Raw genomic sequence first — 21,816 nt, forward strand, 5'->3', positions numbered from 1 at the left:
AAGGCTTCGGCGCGGACAGGCTTTAGCCAGCCGCCGCTTCAATGCCCACGTTCGCGTCGGTAAACAAGCCCACGCGGAGGTCCTTGGCGGAATAGATGACGGTACCGTCGGCCTTCAGAATGCCGTCGCCAACCCCCAGCGTCAGCTTGCGGCGGATGACGCGCTTCAGATCGACGATATATTCGAGCTTCTTCACCGTCGGCACGACCATGCCGGTGAACTTGACCTCGCCGCAGCCAAACGCGCGGCCGCGGCCCGGCGATCCGCCCCAGCCGAGGAAGAAGCCCAGCAACTGCCAGAGACCGTCGAGCCCGAGACAGCCGGGCATCACCGGATCGCCCTTGAAGTGGCAGTCGAAGAACCAGAGATCCGGGCGGACATCAAGTTCGGCAACAACCTGCCCCTTGCCGTGCTCTCCAGCCGTTTCGGAGATGCTCGTAATGCGGTCGAACATCAGCATGGGGGGAAGCGGCAATTGCGCGTTTCCGGGCCCGAATAGTTCGCCGCGACCGCAGGCGAGCAAGTCTTCATAGTCGTAGCTGTGGCGCCGCTCGGACATATTTCCTCTTTAGATAGTCATCATGCCTGCTCGTTGGCAGGCCGTCGCTAAACTGTCATATACCGTAACTATCACACCTTTCGGTGCTCGCAACCCATGCCAATCGTTGCGTTCGGAATTCCGGGCCTTGGGCGGCGCTTGCGAGTTAAGGCGTCGCTACCTATACTACAAGGTGGATCGCGACGGAATGCCAAGTGATGTCTGACAATATCCCGGAACTGCCGATAGAAAGACTGCGCCTCACGGGCTTGCGCCCCACGCGTCAACGCGTCGCGCTCGCGGAGCTGCTATTCGGGCATGGAGACTGGCATTTCACCGCCGAGGAGATCCATGCCGAGGCGGTGAAAAGGGGGGTGCCCGTCTCTCTTGCAACCGTCTACAACACGCTCCACCAGTTCGTAGAGGCGGGCATTCTGCGCGAAGTCGCCATCGAAAGCTCGAAGACGTATTTCGACACGAAGATTAACGATCACTTTCATTTCTTCTTCGAAAAGAACGGCTCGCTTGTCGATATCGACACAGCCGACATCAAGGTCGAGAATTTGCCGAAGCCCCCTGCGGGCACAGAGATTGCCCGTATCGATGTCCTCGTCAGGCTGGAGCCGACCAGGAAGAAGGGCGGCTAAAGCAGCCTGCGTCCGATTTGCGGCGCGCTTCGGCGTTTCGCGCTTCGGCGATTCTCGTGGCTCGATCGCTGCGCTGCTCCTTCATGGCGTCGCGCGACATTCCAATCGCCACCGGGCTACCGCGGACGGTTTCTCGCGCGCGGGCTTCCGATAAAAAAAGCCCCGACAGAGCGGGGCTCGCCGTCATGCGCCGCAGAAGCGGCGCATGTCTCGATGCCGTATTACTTCTTCGGAGCGGGAGCCGCCGGAGCAGCCGCGCCCTGCGGGTTCTTCGCCGCGGCTTCCTGCTGCGCGCGAAGCGCGGCGAGACGCTGCTTGATCACTTCCGCGATCTTCTGCTGATCGGCGTTGTACTTGTCGACCGGAACCGGCTGGCCTTCGATAGCCTTGGCGAAGCCTTCGAGCGGCAGCGGTATGCTGAGAGCGCGGCCCGTCACGTCGATGCCGAGATAGGCGATCTGCTTGCCCTTCTTCAGGTCGTCGATCAGCGCGGGCTCGATGTTGGCTTCAGCGTAGCAGCCGGCCTGATCGCAAGTCGTGTAGGCGAGCTTGACGGGCTCCTTGTCGTCGACCTTGACCAGCGCTCCGGGCGGCAGAGCGGAACCGAGCGGCAGCATGGCGAGAAGCTGCGGCTTGTCCTGGCCGGCGACCTGACGGACGGCAATCTTGCCGATGAGGATGGCGGTCGCGTTGTCGCGCACGTCGACCTGCGTGAGGCAGACGTTGACCTTTTTCAGATCTTCCGGCTTCTGCTGCTTCGGCTGTTCGCCGGGCTTCGTGGCCTCAGCCACCGGCACGTCGATGCAGAGCTTGTACCAGATATCCGCGGGCTTCTGGTCGCCGGCGGCCTGCTTCTGTTCCGTGGCGGCAGGCTTGGCCTTGCCTTTGTCCTGCGCCATCGCGCCGGTCACGCCCAGCGTGAGCGCCGACGCTGCGACGGCCCCGATCACCGCCGCTTTCGCGAGCTTTGTGAAAACCATTAACCCGAACCTTTCACTCAATCGTGTTGGCTGTTCCGAATTCCGCTGGCCCCTCTCCCGGACCGACTGTTGCTTGCATACTCGGAATTGAGGCATCTCCGTGACAGGTTCCGCGATGGAATGGGGAGGGCCGCCGTGAGTCGCTCTTTTCGCGGAAAGGGTTGCCCAAACGCTTTCTTTCTGGGAGTTTCGGCGCCTGAAGGGGGTGGGCGAGCAGACGTAACCGAAGGAACCGAACGCCTTGCAATGTGGAAAACCCGATTGTTTCGCTCGCGCACCGCGACCGAAAAGACACAGCGGCCAAGCACTGGTCGCGGCGCTTTTCGCGGCTGTTCTGGCGAGCGCTTCTGCCGCCGCCGAACCGCGCGGCGGCATCGCCATGCACGACCAGCCGAAATATGCGGATGGCTTCGCAAACCTCGGCTATGTGAACCCCGCCGCTCCGAAAGGCGGAACGCTCCGGCTCGCGGTGCTCGGCTCCTTCGACAGCGTGAACCCGTTCATCATCAAGGGGGCGCCGGTCGCGGGCGCGCGCGAATACGTCTATGAGACGCTGCTCGCGCGAACCTATGACGAGCCGTTCTCGCTCTATGGTCTGATCGCTGAAAGCGTGGACACGCCCGAAGACCGCAGTTCCGTTACGTTCCAGTTGCGCCCGGAGGCGCGTTTCGCCGATGGCAAGCCAATTACGCCCGACGACGTGCTGTTCTCATGGAAGCTGCTGAAGGAAAAGGGGCGTCCCAATCATCGCGGCTACTATTCGAAGGTGGTCAAAGCCGAGAAAGTCGGCGAACGCGGCGTGAAGTTCACCTTTGACGGCGCGGACCGCGAGATGCCGCTCATCATGGGCCTGATGCCTGTGCTTCCGAGCCATGCGCTGACGCCCGAAAGCTTCGAGAAGACCAGCTTCGACAAGCCGGTTGCGAGCGGACCTTATGTCGTCGAAGACATCGAGCCGGGCGCGAGCATCACCTACCGCAAAAACCCCGGCTGGTGGGGCCGCGACCTTCCAGTCAATCGCGGGCAGTATAATTTCGAGCGCATCCGCATCGACTATTACCGGGACCGCACCACCATGATGGAGGCGTTCCGCAAGGGGCTGTTCGACGTGCTGGGCGACAGCGATCCAATCGACGCGGTGCGCTGGGCGGATTCGTTCGACTTCCCCGCCGTGGAGAACGGGCTTGTGAAGAAACTCGCCTTCGATCTCGGCGTGCCCGCGCCGATGTCGGCGCTCGCGTTCAACACGCGCCGCGAGGTGTTCGCGGATCGCCGCGTCCGCGAGGCGCTGACCGAAGTGTTCGACTTCGAATGGCTGAACAAGATGCTGTATCGCGGCCTGTACGCGCGCACCGAAAGCTTCTTCGACCGCTCGGAGCTTTCCTCGCACGGCCGCGCCGCGACGGAGGCGGAGAGCGCGCTGCTCGCGCCTTACGCAGCCGAACTCGCACCGGGAATACTCGACGGCACGTTCAGCCAGCCCCAGACCGACGCCTCCGGCACGAATCGCGAGGGCCGCAAGCGCGCCATCCAGCTTTTGGACGAGGCTGGCTACGAGCTGCGCGACGGACGCATGGTGTCGAAGGCGACGGGTGCGCCGCTTTCCTTCGAGATGATCTGCGTCAGCCGCGAGCAGGAGCGGCTGCTTCTCGCCTATGCGCACGCGCTCGCGCAGATCGGCGTGGAGGGCCGCGTCCGCATGATCGACTCGGCGCAGTTCCAGCGGCGCGCCACGTCCTTCGATTTCGACCTGATGCAAACGACGTGGGCCTCGTCACTGTCGCCCGGCAATGAGCAGAGCTTCCGCTGGTCGAGCGCGTCGGCGAAGCAGGACGGCAGCTTCAACTACGCAGGCGTTGAGAGCAAAGGGGCCGATGCGATGATCGCGGCCATGCTTTCGGCGAAGACCCGCGCTGAGTTCGTAGCCGCCGTGCGAGCGCTCGACCGCGTGCTGCTTTCGGGACGTTACGCCATCCCGCTTTACTACGCGCCGAAACAGTGGATCGCGGCCTGGGCGCAGTTGCGTCAGCCGCCGGTTTCTACGCTTTATGGTGCGCGGCTCGAAACGTGGTGGGCCGAGCCGTCGAAAAGCGCGGCAAAGGGCGCGGGGACAGCGGAAGGTGAACACTAGCGGCTATCGCGGAGAACTTCCGCCGCGCGACCTCAACATGGCGCGGTATGTGCTCCGCGCGGGCGCCGCGGCGCGAGACAAGACCGCGCTCGTGGTGATCCACGATCCGGCGGGGCGCGAGGCCGAGACGTGGACTTATCACGCGCTCGAAAGCGCTGCGCGTCGCGTGGCGTTCGAGCTTCGGGCGAAGCTGGGTCTTGCGCAGGGCAGCCGCGTGCTGATCCGGCTCAGGAACCGCACGGCCTATGCGCTGGCCTTCTTCGGGGCCATTGCGGGCGGGCTTGTGCCGATCCCGGCTTCTCCCGACCTCACCGCGCGCGAAGTTGCCTTCCTGCTCGACGACAGCGAAGCGGCGGCCATCGTCCTTGACGACACGCTTCCTCACGGAAATTTCGCCATCGAGCTCGCGGTGGTGACGGAAGCCGCACTCATCACTGCCATCGAAGGCGGTCCGGAAGGCGCCTTCGCTGACACCGCCGCCAACGATCCGGCCTTTCTGATCTACACGTCGGGCACGACCGCGAATCCGAAGGGCGTGCTGCACGCACATCGAAGCGTTTGGGGCCGTCGCCCGATGTATCGCGGCTGGTACGGCATCACGGCGGCGGACAGACTTCTGCATTCCGGCGTCATCAACTGGACCTACGCCATCGGTACGGGCCTTTCCGATCCCCTGGCGAACGGGGCGACAGCGCTGCTTTATACGGGCGAACGGCACCCGTCGATATGGCTCGGGCTGATCCGCGCTTTCGACGCGACCATCTTCGCAGGCGTGCCGGGGCTCTATCACCAGATCCTGAAGCATGTGAACGGCGGTCGTCTCGATATCGCGCGGCTGCGTCATGGCCTCACGGCGGGCGATACGCTCCCCGACGCGCTCGAAGCGGACTGGCGCGCGTGCACCGGCACAAGGCTTTACGAAGGGTTCGGCCAGACCGAGCTTTCGACCTATCTTTCAAACGCGCCGGATTTTCCCCGAAAGGCGGGCACGGTGGGGCGCGCGCAGCCGGGCCGCTGCGTGGCGATCCTGCCGGAAGACGGCGGCGAGACACCGTTGCCGCCGGGCGCTTCCGGTCTCATCGCGGTGCATCGGACAGACCCCGGCCTGATGCTCGGTTATTGGCGGCGCCCGGACGAAGAGCGCGCGATGTTTCGCGGCGATTGGTTCACGGGCGGCGATCTCGGCAGGATGGACGCTGACGGCGCTATCGCTCATCTCGGCCGCGCGTCGGATCTCATGAACGCGGGCGGCTATCGCGTCTCCCCTGTGGAGGTTGAGGCGGTCCTTCGCGAGCATCCGCTGGTGGCCGAGGTCGGCGTCATCGACGTGCCGCAACAGCACGGCGGAACCGCGATCACCGCGTTCGTCGTCACGCGCGAAGGCGGCGCGGATCTTTCCGCCGACCTCGCCGCCCGCGCGGAAGGCAGCCTCGCCGCCTACAAGCGGCCCCGCCATTACGTGTTCGTCGAGCGTCTTCCGAAAACCGCGAACGGCAAGCTGAAGCGCTCGGACCTCAAGACGCCCGCCATCCGCTCCGCTACCGGCTGATTTAGCGCCGTGACAGTTCGAAAAAACTGTCACCAGCTTTGTGGCGAGGAATCCTCACTTTGGACAATCTTCGGGGTAATCCCTTCGATAAACCCCACAAGCAAGGTTGCAGCGTGAGATTGAAGCCTCCACGTCTGCCTTGAACGCGGCCATAGAATTCAATCGGATATGACGCCAGCAAGCGATTTCTCATTCCTCGGTCTGTTCCTTCAGGCCCACCCCGTCGTGAAATTCGTCATGATCGGGCTCATTCTCGCGTCGATCTGGTGCTGGTCCATCGTGATCGAGAAGACCATCGCCTTCCGCCGCGCGAAAAAACAGACCGAAGAATTCGAACGCGTGTTCTGGTCCGGCCAGTCGCTCGACGAGCTTTACCTCGCCATGCCGCAGAAGCCGACGAGCGCCATGGCGGCGCTGTTCCAGGCGGCGATGCGCGAGTGGCGCCGCTCCATCGACGGCACGGCGAAGCCGCTGCCGGGCGTCCAGATGCGCATCGAGCGCGTCATGGAGGTGACGATAACGCGCGAGATGGAGCGGCTCGAAGCGCGACTTCTCTTCCTCGCGACCGTCGGCGCGGTGGCGCCCTTCATCGGGCTGTTCGGAACCGTCTGGGGCATCATGACGGCGTTTCAGGGCATCGCGGCCAGCAAGAACACGAATCTGGCCGTGGTCGCGCCGGGTATCGCGGAAGCGCTGTTCGCGACCGCGCTCGGCCTTCTCGCCGCCATTCCGGCCGTGATTTTCTACAACGCGTTCCAGCAATCGGCGTCGCGGCTCGCTCAGCGGCTCGAAGGCTTCGCCGACGAATTTTCCGCGATAGTCTCGCGTCAGCTTGATCTGAAAACGTAAGCGCGCGGCGACGAGGGACCAGTCATGGGTATGTCATTGCAGGCGGGAGCGGGCGGTCCGTCCGGGGCGCGGCGGCGCCGGGGGCGGAAGCATCGTCCCATGGCCGAGATCAACGTGACGCCCTTCGTCGACGTGATGCTCGTGCTCCTGATCATCTTCATGGTTGCCGCGCCGCTTCTGACGGCCGGCGTGCCGGTGGACCTGCCGAAGAGCGAGGGCGCTGCGCTTCAGAGCGATGCCGAGCCGTTGACGCTCACCGTCGATCCGCAGGGCCGTATCTTCATTCAGGAGACGGAAATTCCGTTCGACGGGTTGCAGGCCAAGCTTCAGGCCATTACGGAAGCGCGCAAAGGCATGGACGAGGCGATCTACGTGCGTGGCGACAAGACCACGAACTACGGCGAGTTGATGCGCGTCATGGGACGAATCGCGGCGGCGGGCTACAAGAAGCTCTCGCTCGTGACGGAACTCGACGACAAACGCTGACGAGAGGACATCGTGCGGTACGGCCTTATCGGCTCCGTTATCTTGCATCTTTTGGTCTTCGGGCTGGTGATCTTCAACTTCGCCAGCAGCGGGGACAAGGATGTGCCTCCGCCACCGCCGGTCTCGGTTGAAATCATGTCGCCGAAGGATTTCAGCGAACGCCAGCAGGGCAAGGTCGAAGCGAAGGCGCAAACGCCCGCGCCGCCCGCCGAACTGAAGGCGCCCGACACGCCCGCGACCGCGAAAAAGGAAGTCGAACAGAAGCCATCGCAAAAGCCGACAGAAAAGGAAGCGCTCGCGCCGCCGCCTCCGAAGGCGGAGCCGACGCCCGCGCCTCAACCTAAACCCGTGGAACAGGCGAAGGCGCAGCCCGCTCCCGCGCCTGAGAAGCCCGTCGAGAAGCCGAAGCCGGTGGTCAAGAAGGAACCGCCGCCGAAGCCCAAGGCCGAGGTTGCGGCAAAGAACGAGGATCGACCGAAGCCTGCCGCCGAGAAGCAGCCCGAACGCAGTTTCGACCCGAATCATATCGCTTCCCTGATCAAGAAGGATCAGCCGGCGGAGCCGCGCCAGCAAACCTCGCGCTCGACCATGGACACGCAGCCAGCGAAGACATATTCCGACCGGCAGACGGCCGTCCTCAACCGCGATCCGAACGCCGGCGCTCCATCGGGAAATTTCGAGCCGGGCAAGCCGTGGCGTCCAGCAAGTTCGCTTCAGGATCAGGCGATGGGCGTGCCGCAGGCGCAGGGCTCGATGAATGCGGGCAGTTGCGCCGACCTCGTGCAAAGCCGTATCGAACAGAATTGGGATCTGCCGCTCGGCGCGGCGCAGGGAGAAATGGGCCTCGTGCGCCTCCACATCGAGCTGAACCGCGACGGCACCCTGATCCGGCCTCCCATGGTCATGGACGCGCCGACATCGCCCACCGGACAGGCCATGGCCGACGCCGCCATTCGCGCGGCCATGCGCGGCGCCCCGTACTCCATCCCGCCCGCGCAGTATGAGCGCTGCCGCGACATGGTTCTTCGTTTCAATCCCCGCGACATGTATGGCGGCTGATATGATTTCCCGCAGATTGACGACATTTCTCGCAGCCTTCCTTGCGGCTGCCACGCTGGCGCCCTCATTCGCCTCCGCGCAGGTGGAGGTCGAGATCCGCCGTGGGCAGGTACGCGCCATCCCGATCGCTGTGGCCGACTTCACGGGCGACCCGATCGCGGCGGAGACCGCGCAGGTCGTGACCGCCGACCTCCAGCGCTCCGGCCTGTTCCGTCCCGTCCCGAACTCCGCCTTCATCGAGCGGGGCGCGAATGTCGATACACCCCCGCGCTTTCAGGACTGGAAAGTTCTCAACATCCAGGCGCTGGTCGTGGGCCGCGTCACCGATACCGGCGACGGGCGTCTCAGGGGCGAATACCGGCTCTGGGACGTGGTAACGGGCCGCCACATCGCGGGCGAACAGTTCTTCATTCCCCGCAACACCTCGCGCCGCCTCGCGCATATCATTGCCGACGCGGTTTACGAACGCCTCACGGGCGAGCGCGGCTATTTCGACAGCCGCGTCGTCTTCGTGGACGAATCCGGCCCCAAGAACCAGCGGGTGAAGCGCCTCGCGATCATGGATCAGGACGGCGCGAACCTCCGTCTTCTGACGCAGGGCCGCGAACTGGTGCTGACGCCGCGTTTCCATCCGCTTTCCCAGGAGATCACCTACACCGCCTATCGCAACGGCGAGCCGCGCGTCATGCTGCGCAACATCATGACCGGGCAGGAGGAGGTGCTGGGCGATTTTCCGAACATGTCGTTCGCCCCGCGCTTCTCGCCGCAGGGCGACCGCCTCGTCATGAGCCTTCAGGAAGGCAGCAATTCCGCGATCTTCGAAATGGATTTGCGCTCGCGCCGCCTCGCGCGGTTGACCCAAAGCTCCGCCATAGACACCGCCCCCTGCTACTCGCCGGACGGCCGCCAGATCGTGTTCGAGTCCGACCGTGACGGGAAGCAGCAGCTTTACGTGATGAACGCGGATGGCTCGGGTCAGCGGCGCCTCTCGTTCGGTGAGGGAAGCTACTCGACGCCGGTCTGGTCGCCACGCGGGGATCTGATCGCGTTCACGAAGCGCGTGCCCGGCGGCTTCGCCATCGGCGTCGTGCGTCCTGACGGTTCCGGCGAGCGCCTCCTGACGGAGGGATACCATAATGAGGGGCCGACATGGTCGCCAAACGGCCGCGTTATCCTGTTCTTCCGCGAAAGCGGCGGGGCGAACGGGGGCGCGAAGCTCTACAGCATCGATCTGACCGGGTATAATGAACGGCAGGTGCAGACGCCGTCCTTTGCATCCGATCCGGCATGGTCCGCGCTTTTGAAATGAAGGCCAGCTTAAACGATCATGCTCGAGTCTGCCCTGGCCGGATAACGGCACGCTGAGAATTTCCTGCATTTTGTATCGAATTTTGTTGCAGGCCACAAAACGGCCCGAGAAACGGTTTGTTTGGTAAGCATTCCGTTACGATTTCGCGGGCAAACTCGCGCTCAAGTTGTGCCGCGATTGGAGGAAAGTCTAAATGCGACCGCGTCTCGGTTCCCTGTTTGCCGTCCTTTTCATGATCGCTGCCGCAGTCTCTCTATCCGGCTGCGACAAGAACGCTCCCGGTGCGGGGCTCGGGCTCGGCGCTGGTGGCGGAAATTATCCGCCGGGCAGCAAGCAGGAGTTCAATGGCAAGATCGGTGACACGGTGCGCTATCTCACCGACAGCTCGGAACTCACGCCGGAAGGCCAGCAGATCCTGAACGCTCAGGCCGTTTGGCTCCGGCAGTACACAAATTACCCGATCACCATCGAAGGGCATGCCGATGAGCGCGGCACCCGCGAATATAACATAGCACTCGGCGCCCGCCGCGCCGAGACGACGAAGAACTTCCTTGTTGCCCAAGGCATCAGCCCTCAGCGCATCCGCACCATTTCCTATGGCAAGGAGCGGCCGGTCGCCGTTTGCGATGACATCTCGTGCTGGTCTCAGAACAGGCGCACGGTCACGGTGCTCGAAGGGGGCGGCTCGGTGGCGTCCTATTGACGCCGCCTCAAATCCTCTCGAAAAGGCGCTCGGAGCGCCTTTTTGCGCTCCGCGCTGGCTGCAAGGCGCTCAATTCATTAAAAAATGCTTAACTCAAAGCGGTTGACAGCCCGCCCGCGCACCGTCAGAGAAGACTGCAAATCGCCTGCCGCGAACCAGCGAGAGCGCCATCATGAGACGCATTGTTGCTGCATCCGTTCTCTCTCTTGCCTTAGCCGCATCCTTCGCAACCGCCGATGCGCAAGCGAACGATAACACGGCGCAGCGCGTCGACCGGCTTGAGGAACAGATCAGCAACCTGCAAAGCGTCGTCACGGCTGTCGAGTCGCTCGCGAAAAGCGGGGGCGGCGGATATGGTTCGACGGCTGGCGGCGGGGCAACCGCAGCCGATCTGAACCGCCTTTCCGCTCAGATCGCGGATCTTGCGCAGCGCGTCCAGCGTCTCGAAGCGCGGCTTGCGTCGGCTTCGCCGGGCACAGACCCGGCCCAGCCAAAGGGCGAGGCAGCTTTCAATACCTTCACGCCGGCCGCAGGTTTCGAAGCGAAGGAACCGTTGAAGCCCCTCGGCGAACCGACCGCCGCGCCCGATCGATATGGCGCGTCGCAGCCTTCGCAACCGGCCGATGCCTTTCCGCGACGCCAGACCGCCAATGCGGGACAGGCGGCCTCCCCTGTCGCGCCACGCACGGGGACGGACGCCACCCCCGCCGCGCTGCCCGCTTCTGGCGGTGCGCGGGCGTTGTTCGATCAGGGCACCGGCGCCCTCAACCGGCGGGAATATTCGGCGGCCGAGACCTACTTCCAGCAGGTGGTCGATCAGTATCCGAACGATCCGGTTGCCGGACCGGCCTATTACTGGCTGGGCGAAACCGCGTTCGTCAGCGGCGAATACCGGACGGCGGCCGACCGCTTTCTGAAAACATTCACGTCCTATCCCAATACCGAGCGGGCGCCGGAAGCGCTCCTCAAGCTGGCTATTTCGCTTCGCAGGCTTGGAGAGAAAGCCGCCGCGTGCGACTCCTTCGCCGAATTGCAGCGGCGTTATCCGCAGGGCCCGAAAGCCGTGCTGCAACGCGCGGAAGTCGAGAAGAAGCGAGCCGAATGCAGCTAGGCGGGCCATCGCCGATTTGTCTTCGATGCGCAACCCCAAGTGTTTGGCATCTCTTGATTTGTGCATATAATTCAATTCAATCCGTTTATTAATGGAATGCGCGCCCGTGCCGCGCATCTTCAGTTGGCCACGGCTCGACGACGGGATTAAATGGTCCCGTGCCGTTGCCCGGTCCGGCACCTCATGCACCCTGTTGCATGCAATGACAGGCGGACGGCGCGATCAGGAAACGACGCAGGACAAGGTGCCGACGATTATAAGCGATAGCGAAATCCTGAAGGCCTTCGCCTGCGTCAAGGCATCGCCCGCACTCGTTCTTGCGGTTTCCGGCGGTCCCGACAGCACGGCGCTTATGCATCTCGCGCGCCGCTGGGCGACCCTTGCGAACCGGAGCCCCGCCACCATCACCGTCGCGACTGTCGACCATGGGCTGCGTCCCGAAAGCGCGGAAGAAACGGCGTTCGTCAGGACTCACGCCCGGGCGCTCGGCTTCGACCATGTCACGCTCGTCTGGAGCGGCGAGAAGCCATCCGCCGGTCTTCAGGCGGAAGCGCGGCGCGCCCGATACGCCCTGCTCACGGCACAGGCGCGGGCCAGCGGAGCCAGCCTCCTCACCGCACACACCCGAGACGATCAGGCGGAGACGCTCATCATGCGGCTCGCGCGCGGCAGCGGTGTCGACGGGTTAGCCGCCATCGCCGTCGTATCGGCACGGGAAGGGGTGCGTCTCGCTCGCCCGCTTCTCGGATTTTCGAAGACGCGGCTTACCGCGTATCTTCGCGCGGCGGGCGTGCCGTTCGTCCGCGATCCCAGCAATGAGAATACCGCCTTCGAGCGCGTACGACTTCGCATCGCCATGAAGGCGCTGGCGAATGCCGGGGTATCGAAAGCCGCTCTCGCGCTCAGTGCCACCCGCCTCGGACGCGCCCGCGCAGCGCTCGACGAGGCCGCGGAGCGCTTCCTCGACGGGTTTCTGAGAGTGTCACCGCTTGCACATGGCGAGATCGACCGCGAAGCCTTCGACGCGTTGCCCGACGATATCGCGCTGCGCGTGCTGTCCCGCGTGTTTGGGCTGCTGGGCGGGCGGTCCGAGCCGCCGCGCATGATGCGCCTCGAACGTCTTCTCGAAAGTTTGCGGTCCGGGCAAAGCGAGGCGACGCTTGGGGGAGCGCTTCTGATTGCCCGCGCGGGACGCCTCTCTTTCTACCGCGAGCCTGGGCGCATGAAGCCGGAACCTCTTCTTCTCGAACCCCGCATCGCTTCTGTATGGGACGGGCGTTTTCTGCTTTCGGCTTCGACCGCTGAAGCCTGCGATGGGCAAATCCGTCCCCTCGGAGAGACCGGCTGGATGCTGTGGCGCAGGGAATGCAAGAGCTCCGGCCTGTCCGCCGAAGCAAACCGGCTCGCAGCTCTTTCCACGCCCGCACTCTGGCGCGGCGGAAAGCTCGTCGCCGCTCTCGTCCTCCAGCGAAAAGATCATCCATCGTTCATTCCATCTGTCACCGCCACGCTTTCGCCCTCCCTTGCACGGTTTTTAACCCGCTTGCCAAACACGACCTCAAGTGCGCTTGGCAAAGACACACCCATACCCTATCTTTGAAAGGCTTGGCCGCTCCGCCTCGCTTTGTGGCTTGAAGACTGAGGCCAGTCATCAAGTCGCGCCTTCACGCCGCGCAGGCGGCACCAGAGGAAACCAACGCCTCCATGAACTCGAATTTCCGCAATCTGGCGATCTGGGTCATTATCGCGCTGCTTCTCGTGGCGCTTTTCAATCTGGTTCAGAACAATCCGCGCAGTACTCGCGCGAATGAGATGAACTATTCCCAGTTCCTGAACGACGTCGAGAACAAGAACGTGCGGTCCGTAACGCTGGCCGGCAACCAGATTGCCGGTACGCTAAACAGCGGCCAGACCTTTGTCACGATCGCTCCGAACGATCCTCAACTCGTCGACCGTCTCTACTCGAAGGGCGTGGCGATCAACGTGAAGCCCGCAACGGAAGACGTGCCGTCGCTTCTCGGTGTGCTTTTGAACTGGTTCCCGATGCTGCTTCTTATTGCGGTGTGGGTCTTCTTCATGCGCCAGATGCAATCGGGCGGGGGCCGCGCGCTTGGGTTCGGAAAATCCAAGGCGAAGCTTCTCACGGAGAAGCAGGGGCGCGTGACCTTCGACGACGTGGCGGGTGTCGACGAGGCGAAGGAAGAGCTTGAAGAGATCGTGGAGTTCCTTCGCGATCCGCAGAAATTCCAGAGGCTCGGCGGCCGCATCCCGCGTGGCGCGCTGCTCGTTGGCCCTCCCGGCACCGGCAAGACGCTGCTCGCGCGCGCTATCGCCGGCGAGGCGAACGTGCCCTTCTTCACGATTTCGGGCTCGGACTTTGTTGAAATGTTCGTCGGCGTCGGCGCGAGCCGCGTGCGCGACATGTTCGACCAGGCAAAGAAGAACGCGCCTTGCATCATCTTCATCGACGAAATCGACGCGGTCGGCCGCCATCGCGGCGCGGGCCTCGGTGGTGGAAACGACGAACGCGAGCAGACGCTGAACCAGCTTCTGGTGGAGATGGACGGGTTCGAGGCGAACGAGGGCATCATTCTCGTGGCAGCCACGAACCGACCGGATGTGCTCGACCCCGCGTTGCTGCGTCCGGGCCGTTTCGACCGTCAGGTCGTCGTGGCTGCGCCCGATATCGTCGGACGCGAGAAAGTTCTGAAGGTCCATGTGCGCAAGGTTCCGTTGGCTCCCGACGTCGACCTCAAGGTCATTGCGCGCGGAACGCCGGGCTTTTCGGGCGCGGACCTGGCCAACCTCGTCAACGAAGCAGCGCTGCTCGCTGCGCGCCGTTCCAAGCGCGTCGTCACCCAGCACGAGTTCGAGGACGCCAAGGATCGCGTGATGATGGGCGCCGAGCGCCGCTCCATGGCCATGACCGAGGATGAAAAGCGCCTTACCGCCTATCACGAAGCGGGTCATGCGCTTGTGTCGATCTTTGCCGCCGGCAACGATCCGCTCCACAAGGTTACGATCATTCCGCGTGGCCGCGCGCTGGGCGTGACGTTCAACCTGCCGGAACGCGACCGCTACAGCATGAAGAAGCACGAGATGGATGCCTATCTTGCGATGGTCTTCGGCGGACGCATCGCGGAGGAACTGATCTTCGGTCCGGAGAACGTGACGACGGGCGCGACGAACGACATCAAGCAGGCCACCAACATGGCGCGTGCGATGGTGACGGAATACGGCATGAGCGACAAGCTGGGCCGCATCCGCTATCGGGACAATCAGGAAGAAGTGTTCCTCGGACATTCCGTGGCACGCTCGCAAAACATGTCGCAGGAGACGGCGCAGCTTATCGATTCCGAGATCCGCCGCCTTATCGACGAAGGCGAGCAGCGTGCGCGCACCATTCTGACCGAGCACCTCGAAGACCTGCACACGCTGGCCAAAGGGCTGCTCGAATATGAGACGCTTTCAGGTCAGGAAGTGCGCGATCTTCTCAATGGCAAGCCGCCCGTTCGCGAGTTCACTATGAAAGAAGATCAGCCGAAACGTCGCTCGGCGGTTCCGACGACTGGCGGGCGCGCGCCTCGCAAGGACGATCTCGGCGGCATGGAGCCTCAGCCATCGACGTAATAAAAGCGGCGATGGTCCATCGTTGCCGCGAAGAAGATCAAGTGAATACCTGCTGAGATGGCCGCCTTCGGGCGGCCATTTTGCTTTTGGCGCGCCGCCTGCTGCTATAAGCTCAAGTAAAGGTTCATGGTTCAGGTAAGCGGTTCGATGGTATGGGCGGTTTTCCGCAATCGCGGTCAGATGGCTAAGGCGGTAAGACTGATCGGCCTGGCGATAGCTTTGCCGACCGTAGCGCCCGCAAATGCCGTGACCGCTGCGGTAACGGCACTTCCTTAAGCAGATCAGCGCTTGGAAAGTTTCGGCTTCCGCGCAGGCGACAGAAGCGGACGCCGCAACGAACCGGAAAAGAGAGGCAAAAATGCCAAAGAGATTCGACGTTCAACCCGTGCTCGCGCGCGCCGAAGCGGATTTCGACAACGCTGTCGCGCGCTATGTCGATTTCCTGCGCATCCCGTCGATCTCGACCGATCCGGCCTACGCGAAGGACGTAAGACGCGCGGGCGAGTGGCTCGCCGCAGAGTTCCTTGCGCTCGGCTTTGAGGCGACGCTGCACGATACCCCCGGGCATCCGATCCTCGTAGCGCACCACGCGGCCGCGAGCGCCGACGCGCCACATCTCCTTTATTACGGCCATTACGACGTGCAGCCCGTCGAACCGCTGGAAGAGTGGACATCGCCGCCCTTCGAGCCCGCCATCGTCGACGGTCCGCACGGCAAGCGCGTGGTCGCTCGCGGCGCGGTGGACGACAAGGGACAGGTGGTGACCATCCTCGAAGCGCTGCGGGCCTGGAAGACCGTGCATGGCGCTCTTCCCGCGGAGGTTACGGTGCTGCTCGAAGGCGAGGAGGAAAGCGGCAGCGTGTCGCTTCCCGCCTTCCTCGCCGCGCATGCCGACACGCTTCGCCGCGCCGACGCCGTGCTCATCAGCGACACCAACGCGTGGGACATCGACACGCCCGCCATCACCTACCGTCTGCGCGGGAATGTTTATGTCGAGATCACGCTTCAGGGGCCGTCGCACGATCTGCATTCCGGGCTGTATGGCGGCGCGGTGGTCAACCCGATCAACGCGCTGACCGAAGTGCTCGGCCAGCTTCACGACGCAAACGGCCGCGTGCAGATCGAAGGCTTCTACGACGGCGTTGCGGAGCTTTCCGAGGCTGAGCGCCGCGAATGGGCCTCCCTCCCGTTCGACGAGAAGGGCTTCCTCGGCGAAATCGGCCTCACGCAATCGATCGGCGAAGCTGGCTTCACGCTTCTCGAACGCATCTGGGCGCGCCCGACCGCCGACATCAACGGCATCTGGGGCGGATACATCGGCGAAGGCTCGAAAACCGTGATCGCCGCGCGCGCCTCCGCCAAGGTCAGCTTCCGCACCGTGCCGAACCAGAACCCGCAGAAGATCGTCGACGGATTGAAGGCGTTCCTCGACGCCCGCACCCCGCCCGATGCGAAATGGACCGTCCGTCAGTTCGGCGCGTCGGAGGGCATCCTTGTGCCGGCAGAGGGGCCCTACATGCAGGCGGCCCGCGACGGACTTCAGGATGTTTTCGGCAAGCCCGCAGCGATGGTCGGCGGCGGCGGGTCGATCCCGGTGGTGGGGCTCCTGCAAAAGGGGCTGGGCCTCGATTCGATCCTCGTCGGTTTCGGCCTGTCGGACGATCGCATTCACAGCCCGAACGAGAAATTCGAGCTAAAATGCCTGAAGAACGGCATTCTCAGTCACGCCGCGATCCTCGGCCGCGCGGCGGAGATCGGGAAGCAGCAAAAGTAAGTCCGAAAGCGGCGCGCGTCGCGCTCGCAAGAAAAAGACGCCGTCGCCATGTCCGCATGGAGCGGCGTTACAGGTTCCGCCGGCCAAGCAGTCCGGGCGATCGAATCCCGAAAGACCGCCCCGGCGGCGCGGTCGGTTGTACCCGCAACCCGGACCTCTTTCTTTCCGTGTGAAGCGCGTGGAAGCCGCTGAGCACATCCGCTGATTTCGCTTGAAACTTGGCGCGGGCCTCACCAAGGTTCCTTGCTCGCCGTGCAGGCGAAAAGGAAAAGTCGAGACATGACCCGGACAGGCCAGCAATTCATCATCGTGGGCGAGCGGACGAACGTCACGGGCTCCGCCAAATTCCGCAAGCTCATCGAGGCCGGCGATTACGACGCGGCCCTTTCGGTTGCGCGCGAGCAGGTGGAAAGCGGCGCGAATGTCCTCGACGTGAACATGGACGAGGGGCTTCTCGACAGCGAGAAGGCGATGACGACCTTCCTTCATCTCATCGCGTCGGAGCCCGACATCAGCCGCGTGCCGGTGATGATCGACTCGTCGAAGTGGTCCGTGATCGAGGCCGGGCTGAAATGCGTACAGGGAAAGGCCATCGTCAACTCGATCAGCCTGAAGGAGGGCGAGGAAGCGTTCCTCGACCATGCCAGGAAGATCATGCGTTACGGCGCGGCCGCCGTGGTGATGGCGTTCGACGAGGTCGGACAAGCCGACACCGAGGAGCGCAAGGTTTCGATCTGCCGCCGTGCGTTCAACTTGCTCACCGCGAAGATCGGTTTCGCGTCTGAAGACATCATCTTCGACCCGAACGTGTTCGCTGTCGGAACCGGCATCGAGGACCACAACAATTACGGCGTCGACTTCATTGAGGCGACGCGGCGCATCCGGCAGGAAATGCCGCTCTGCCACGTTTCGGGCGGCGTCTCAAACCTGTCTTTTTCCTTCCGTGGCAACGAGCCGGTGCGGCAGGCGATGCACACGGTGTTCCTGTATCACGCCATCAAGGCGGGCATGGACATGGGCATCGTGAATGCGGGGCAACTCGGCGTCTATGACGACTTGAACCCCGAGCTTCGCGAACTGGCCGAAGACGTGGTGCTGAACCGCCGCCCCGATGCGACGGACCGGCTGCTTGAAGCGGCCGACCGCTTCAAGGGCGGTGGCTCGAAGAAGGCGGCGCCGGACCTTTCGTGGCGCGAGCGGCCCGTGGCGGATCGGCTGAAGCATGCGCTCATCCACGGCATCACCGATTATATCGACGCCGACACCGAAGAAGCCCGCGCCTTGCTCGGCCGCCCCATCAACGTCATCGAAGGCCCGCTGATGGACGGTATGAACGCCGTCGGCGATCTCTTCGGCGCGGGCAAGATGTTCCTGCCGCAGGTGGTGAAATCGGCGCGCGTGATGAAGAAGGCTGTCGCCTGGCTCATGCCTTTCATGGAGGAAGAGAAGGCGGCGGGCGGTGGAGAAGCGCAAGCCGCAGGCCGCATCGTCATGGCGACGGTCAAGGGCGACGTGCACGACATCGGCAAGAACATCGTCGGCGTCGTTCTCCAGTGCAACAATTACGAGGTGATCGACCTCGGCGTGATGGTGCCTCCACAGCAGATCCTCGACGCCGCGCGCGAGCACAAGGCGGATGTGATCGGCCTTTCCGGCCTCATCACGCCGAGCCTCGACGAGATGGTGTTCGTTGCCTCCGAGATGGAGCGGCAGGGCTTCGAGGTACCGCTTCTGATCGGCGGGGCGACGACGAGTCAGGTGCATACCGCCGTGAAGATCGCGCCGACCTACGCGCGCGGACAAGCGGTCTATGTCACGGATGCGAGCCGCGCCGTCGGCGTCGTGTCGAGCCTGCTCGGCGGCGAGCGCGAAACCTATATCGGGAATATTCGCGAGACCTATAGCAAGGTGGCGCTCGCCCACGAGCGCGGCCGCGCGGCGAAATCGCGCCTCACTTTGGAGCAGGCGCGCGCCAATCGCTTCGATCCGGGCTGGCAGGGCTATGTGCCGCCGAAGCCGACGTTTATCGGAGCCCGCGCGCTTGAAAACTACGACCTCGCGACGCTCGTGCCCTATATCGACTGGACGCCGTTCTTCTCGGCCTGGGAGATGAAGGGCACATATCCGGGCATCCTTACTGACGCCAAATATGGCGAAGCCGCGTCATCGCTTTGGCGCGACGCGCAGGCGATGCTGGCGCAGATCGTGGAAGAACGCTGGTTCCGAGCGAACGCGGTTTACGGCTTCTGGCCCGCGAACGCGCTCGAAGACGACGACATCGCCATCTATGCCGACGACAGCCGTACCGAGACGATTGCCAACTTCCGCACGCTCCGCCAGCAGATCGCGCGCGACAGCGGCCGCGCCAACATCGCGCTCTCCGACTTCGTCGCGCCGGAGGCGACCAACATCGCCGACTATATCGGCGGCTTCGCGGTAACGGCGGGCATCGGCGAGGACGTCATCGCGGAGCGCTTCTCGCGCGCGAATGACGACTATTCCCGCATTCTCGTGAAGGCGCTCGCCGACAGGCTGGCCGAAGCCTTCGCCGAGCATCTTCACGCGCGTGTGCGCCGCGAGTTCTGGGGCTATGCCGCCGACGAGGCGCTCGCGCCCCATGAGCTTCTGGCCGAAACCTATCGCGGCATCCGGCCCGCGCCCGGCTATCCCGCGCAACCCGACCACACCGAGAAGACGACGCTGTTCGATCTCCTCGACGCCACGCGTGCGACGGGCATCGCGCTGACCGAGAGCTTTGCCATGACGCCGCCCGCTTCGGTGTCCGGTCTCTATTTCTCGCATCCCGACAGCTATTACTTCGGCGTCGGCAAGATCGAGCGCGACCAGGTGGAAGACTACGCGCGGCGCAAGGGATGGACGCTCGCCGAGGCAGAGCGCTGGCTCGCGCCCATCCTTAATTACGAGCCGGGGCGGAATACGCTGACGGGCGAGGCGGCTTGAGGGGCCTCGCCCGTCATCAATCCGTACGGATAAGCCCTGTCAATGCCGCGATCGCAAAGACGCTCGCAAGACCACCGAATACCGTTTCAAAAAGCACGACGATCTGGGTGGTGCTTGCCGGAAGGACAATTTTGCCGAATGTGGGGACTGTTATCTCCACTTCCTTCCACATCGGAACCCAGCTCTTTTCCTTGAAAACATCGAGAAAAGGCAAAAGAATTTTTAGCGAATAGATCATGGGATCGAAGCGTGGGTGTTCCGGCAGTTTTTCTTCAAGGCATGCCGTCCATCTGCGAGCGGTTTTCTGGTCGCTAACTAGAGCCTTTACTTGCGTTATATTACCTTCAGGCGAGATGACACGGCAGCTGTGCAATGTTTCGTCGAGCAGAACCTGCGAATCGCTTGGTGCGAATACGCCCTGTTTCTCGGCATGATTATAGTAGAAAGCGCATATTATTGCGACGAGGAGCATCCGGCCAACTACTTTGCGCGGTCTGTATCCGTGGTCGATAAAAAAGCCTTTAATTAAGTAGAGAATTGCCACCAGAGGAATGCTATGAGGCGCTTCCCGCCATTGCGAGAGAGCGCGCTTGAAAAAATATCTCTCGCGCGCGATACCAACGCGGCCAGCCTCTAGGCGATGGCCCATGTTCCGGAGCACCGTCATCAGTTGCTCGAAAGGCTGCGGACGAAAATCTCGCCCAAGATGAGCAGTCGGCTGATATTTCAGCCATCTGATGCGGTCTTTTGCAGTGATGTCCTTCCCAGCAAAGCGCTCGTACTCCAGGCCATCCAGGTAGATGACGTTGTGAAGATTCTTCCGGTTGGTTGGTTTGGGCCAGGCCGCCCTACTATCTGCTATAATGCGGATGTTCGCGCCCTTGAGATCCAGTGAACCGTAGATAACAGCAGGCGTATCATAGGAGCTTTCACTTGAAGCGACGTTGGCTTCCTCGCTCGCTGGCGCGAGGAACAAGCAACCTCCGATGCGTGCGTTCACGAATGAAAGCGCGTCACGTGTTACGTTACCAAGCAACTTTTGAATATTTGGTTTTGGGTCGTACGGAACTGAAAACTGCCCACCGGCACAGTTCACATTGCCACTTATGCTCGCGCCATTGAACTCGACCTTGCCCGAGCTTCGCAATCCACGTCCGATGTAGACATTCCCACCCACTTTTATGCGTGTGAAGCGGAGTGTAATCGGGTCGATTTCCGAGGGAGTTTCAAAAGTCCCGCCGCGGCAGTCGACGTCGCCTCCGATCTCAGCGCCCGTAAAGGAAAGTTCGCCATGCGCGACTGTTTCCCTGAGATTCAAGGTGCCGCTAATCCGCGCGCGATAGGCACTCAAAGCTCGCACAGGTACTTCCCAAGGAGCGCTCGGGTTAACGTGCTTCGACTTGGAGGCGGAAAGAAAAGCGCGCGAGCAATCGAAGATCCCCTCTATGATGGAATCGTCGATAAATATCGTGCCATTTGCACTGAAGCCTCCGTTGAACTCAAGTTTACCGCCGATCGAAGCCGTAATCAGGTTCACCGATGTATCGTCGCGATTCAGGCCAAGTCTTGTTCCCGTACAAGACAGGGTGCCGGTGATTTCCGCGCCGAAGAGTTCGAGGCTCTCGGCGATGTTGCATCTTCTAATGAAGAGATCGCCATCGATCCGTGCGCTGTTGCCGCATAGGCTCGCGACCGTCACATTTTCAAGGGCGATGGAGCGGGTCTCGGCATCCCCGAAGGACAAACGCTCAGAGATAAAACAATGCGTAAGGTGGAGCGGGCGAAGTTTAGTGACGCCGTCGAGGATAACGGCACCATCGATATAGGCACCGCGGATTTCCAGCTTCCCTTCAAAGAGATCTTTGTTTAGCAGGACGTTGAGGAGCACACAGGCGCGTATCGTGTTTTCCGGAGTGGATACGTCAGGCTTCGTCTCGCCAAGGACGCAATGTTCTCCCATTCGCACGCATTCGAGTAGCTTTGCTTCAGCATGGGTAAAATCAGCTTCTTCATAAAAACTCATGCTCAATCCCGCAATCAAAATGCCTATGGGGTGAATATAGGTAGTTTTGTTAACCACGCTTCGAGC

The 21,816-nt window shown here is 62.7% G+C and carries 15 protein-coding genes and 1 pseudogene; 13 read left to right on the forward strand and 3 right to left on the reverse strand.

The features are described from left to right. Window positions 1-22: 22 nt before the first annotated feature. Entirely contained in the window at window positions 23-559 is a 537-nt protein-coding gene (fabA, locus tag EK416_RS05945) for a 3-hydroxyacyl-[acyl-carrier-protein] dehydratase FabA (protein ID WP_127076590.1), read from the reverse strand. Between the two features lie 197 nt (window positions 560-756). On the opposite strand from fabA, the gene irrA reads away from it, so the two are divergent. Continuing rightward, window positions 757-1,185 carry an iron response transcriptional regulator IrrA gene (irrA, locus tag EK416_RS05950; protein ID WP_127076591.1) on the forward strand — a complete coding sequence of 143 codons (429 nt, stop codon included), beginning with the start codon at window positions 757-759 and terminating at the stop codon, window positions 1,183-1,185. A gap of 221 nt (window positions 1,186-1,406) precedes the next feature. Here the strand turns inward: irrA and EK416_RS05955 are convergent, their stop codons facing one another. Beyond that, on the reverse strand, window positions 1,407-2,165 hold the full coding sequence (locus tag EK416_RS05955; RefSeq protein ID WP_164729880.1) for an invasion associated locus B family protein: 759 nt from the start codon (window positions 2,163-2,165) through the stop codon (window positions 1,407-1,409). Window positions 2,166-2,544: 379 nt separating this feature from the next. On the opposite strand from EK416_RS05955, the gene EK416_RS05960 reads away from it, so the two are divergent. From EK416_RS05960 to metH, 12 genes and pseudogenes are all read left to right on the forward strand, one after another. Beyond that, window positions 2,545-4,296: an extracellular solute-binding protein gene (locus EK416_RS05960; RefSeq protein ID WP_245433955.1), complete on the forward strand. Its 1,752-nt coding sequence runs from the start codon at window positions 2,545-2,547 to the stop codon at window positions 4,294-4,296. Beyond that, window positions 4,286-5,845, forward strand: a complete 1,560-nt coding sequence (locus EK416_RS05965) for a class I adenylate-forming enzyme family protein (RefSeq protein WP_127076594.1) — start codon at window positions 4,286-4,288, stop codon at window positions 5,843-5,845. Before EK416_RS05960 ends, EK416_RS05965 begins: the two co-directional genes overlap by 11 nt. A gap of 168 nt (window positions 5,846-6,013) precedes the next feature. Continuing rightward, entirely contained in the window at window positions 6,014-6,694 is a 681-nt protein-coding gene (tolQ, locus tag EK416_RS05970) for a protein TolQ (RefSeq protein ID WP_127076595.1), read from the forward strand. A gap of 24 nt (window positions 6,695-6,718) precedes the next feature. Beyond that, window positions 6,719-7,180 (forward strand): protein TolR, encoded by a 462-nt coding sequence (tolR, locus tag EK416_RS05975; protein ID WP_127076596.1) that lies wholly within the window; start codon window positions 6,719-6,721, stop codon window positions 7,178-7,180. Window positions 7,181-7,192: 12 nt separating this feature from the next. Further along, entirely contained in the window at window positions 7,193-8,239 is a 1,047-nt protein-coding gene (locus tag EK416_RS05980; protein WP_127076597.1) for a hypothetical protein, read from the forward strand. Between the two features lies 1 nt (window position 8,240). Next, window positions 8,241-9,548, forward strand: coding sequence for a Tol-Pal system beta propeller repeat protein TolB (gene tolB, locus EK416_RS05985; protein ID WP_127076598.1), 1,308 nt, complete (start codon window positions 8,241-8,243; stop codon window positions 9,546-9,548). 193 nt (window positions 9,549-9,741) lie between these two features. Continuing rightward, on the forward strand, window positions 9,742-10,251 hold the full coding sequence (gene pal / locus EK416_RS05990) for a peptidoglycan-associated lipoprotein Pal (RefSeq protein ID WP_127076599.1): 510 nt from the start codon (window positions 9,742-9,744) through the stop codon (window positions 10,249-10,251). Window positions 10,252-10,423: 172 nt separating this feature from the next. Beyond that, window positions 10,424-11,362, forward strand: coding sequence for a tol-pal system protein YbgF (ybgF, locus tag EK416_RS05995; protein ID WP_127076600.1), 939 nt, complete (start codon window positions 10,424-10,426; stop codon window positions 11,360-11,362). 202 nt (window positions 11,363-11,564) lie between these two features. Further along, the gene (tilS, locus tag EK416_RS06000) at window positions 11,565-12,962 is read left to right on the forward strand and encodes a tRNA lysidine(34) synthetase TilS (RefSeq protein ID WP_164729881.1); all 1,398 of its coding nucleotides are present in this window, start codon (window positions 11,565-11,567) and stop codon (window positions 12,960-12,962) included. A gap of 104 nt (window positions 12,963-13,066) precedes the next feature. After that, on the forward strand, window positions 13,067-14,992 hold the full coding sequence (ftsH, locus tag EK416_RS06005; protein ID WP_127076602.1) for an ATP-dependent zinc metalloprotease FtsH: 1,926 nt from the start codon (window positions 13,067-13,069) through the stop codon (window positions 14,990-14,992). 358 nt (window positions 14,993-15,350) lie between these two features. Then, window positions 15,351-16,766: a dipeptidase gene (locus EK416_RS06010; RefSeq protein WP_127076603.1), complete on the forward strand. Its 1,416-nt coding sequence runs from the start codon at window positions 15,351-15,353 to the stop codon at window positions 16,764-16,766. A gap of 300 nt (window positions 16,767-17,066) precedes the next feature. After that, a pseudogene (metH, locus tag EK416_RS06015) lies at window positions 17,067-19,727 on the forward strand (methionine synthase); the annotation flags it as partial. A 16-nt stretch (window positions 19,728-19,743) separates the two neighbouring features. Here metH and EK416_RS06020 read toward each other — a convergent pair. Further along, window positions 19,744-21,807 carry a hypothetical protein gene (locus EK416_RS06020; RefSeq protein ID WP_127076605.1) on the reverse strand — a complete coding sequence of 688 codons (2,064 nt, stop codon included), beginning with the start codon at window positions 21,805-21,807 and terminating at the stop codon, window positions 19,744-19,746. Window positions 21,808-21,816: the final 9 nt, after the last annotated feature.

Origin of the sequence: Rhodomicrobium lacus, assembly GCF_003992725.1 — a bacterium.
Taxonomy (GTDB): Bacteria; Pseudomonadota; Alphaproteobacteria; order Rhizobiales; family Rhodomicrobiaceae; genus Rhodomicrobium; species Rhodomicrobium lacus.

Coding starts and splice junctions, on each gene's coding strand:
- fabA (WP_127076590.1), bottom strand. CDS start 559: ATGTCCGAGCGGCGCCACAGCTACGACTATGAAGACTTGCTCGCCTGC.
- tilS (WP_164729881.1), top strand. CDS start 11,565: ATGACAGGCGGACGGCGCGATCAGGAAACGACGCAGGACAAGGTGCCG.
- irrA (WP_127076591.1), top strand. CDS start 757: ATGTCTGACAATATCCCGGAACTGCCGATAGAAAGACTGCGCCTCACG.
- pal (WP_127076599.1), top strand. CDS start 9,742: ATGCGACCGCGTCTCGGTTCCCTGTTTGCCGTCCTTTTCATGATCGCT.
- tolQ (WP_127076595.1), top strand. CDS start 6,014: ATGACGCCAGCAAGCGATTTCTCATTCCTCGGTCTGTTCCTTCAGGCC.
- ftsH (WP_127076602.1), top strand. CDS start 13,067: ATGAACTCGAATTTCCGCAATCTGGCGATCTGGGTCATTATCGCGCTG.
- tolB (WP_127076598.1), top strand. CDS start 8,241: ATGATTTCCCGCAGATTGACGACATTTCTCGCAGCCTTCCTTGCGGCT.
- ybgF (WP_127076600.1), top strand. CDS start 10,424: ATGAGACGCATTGTTGCTGCATCCGTTCTCTCTCTTGCCTTAGCCGCA.
- EK416_RS05955 (WP_164729880.1), bottom strand. CDS start 2,165: ATGGTTTTCACAAAGCTCGCGAAAGCGGCGGTGATCGGGGCCGTCGCA.
- EK416_RS05960 (WP_245433955.1), top strand. CDS start 2,545: ATGCACGACCAGCCGAAATATGCGGATGGCTTCGCAAACCTCGGCTAT.
- EK416_RS06010 (WP_127076603.1), top strand. CDS start 15,351: ATGCCAAAGAGATTCGACGTTCAACCCGTGCTCGCGCGCGCCGAAGCG.
- tolR (WP_127076596.1), top strand. CDS start 6,719: ATGGGTATGTCATTGCAGGCGGGAGCGGGCGGTCCGTCCGGGGCGCGG.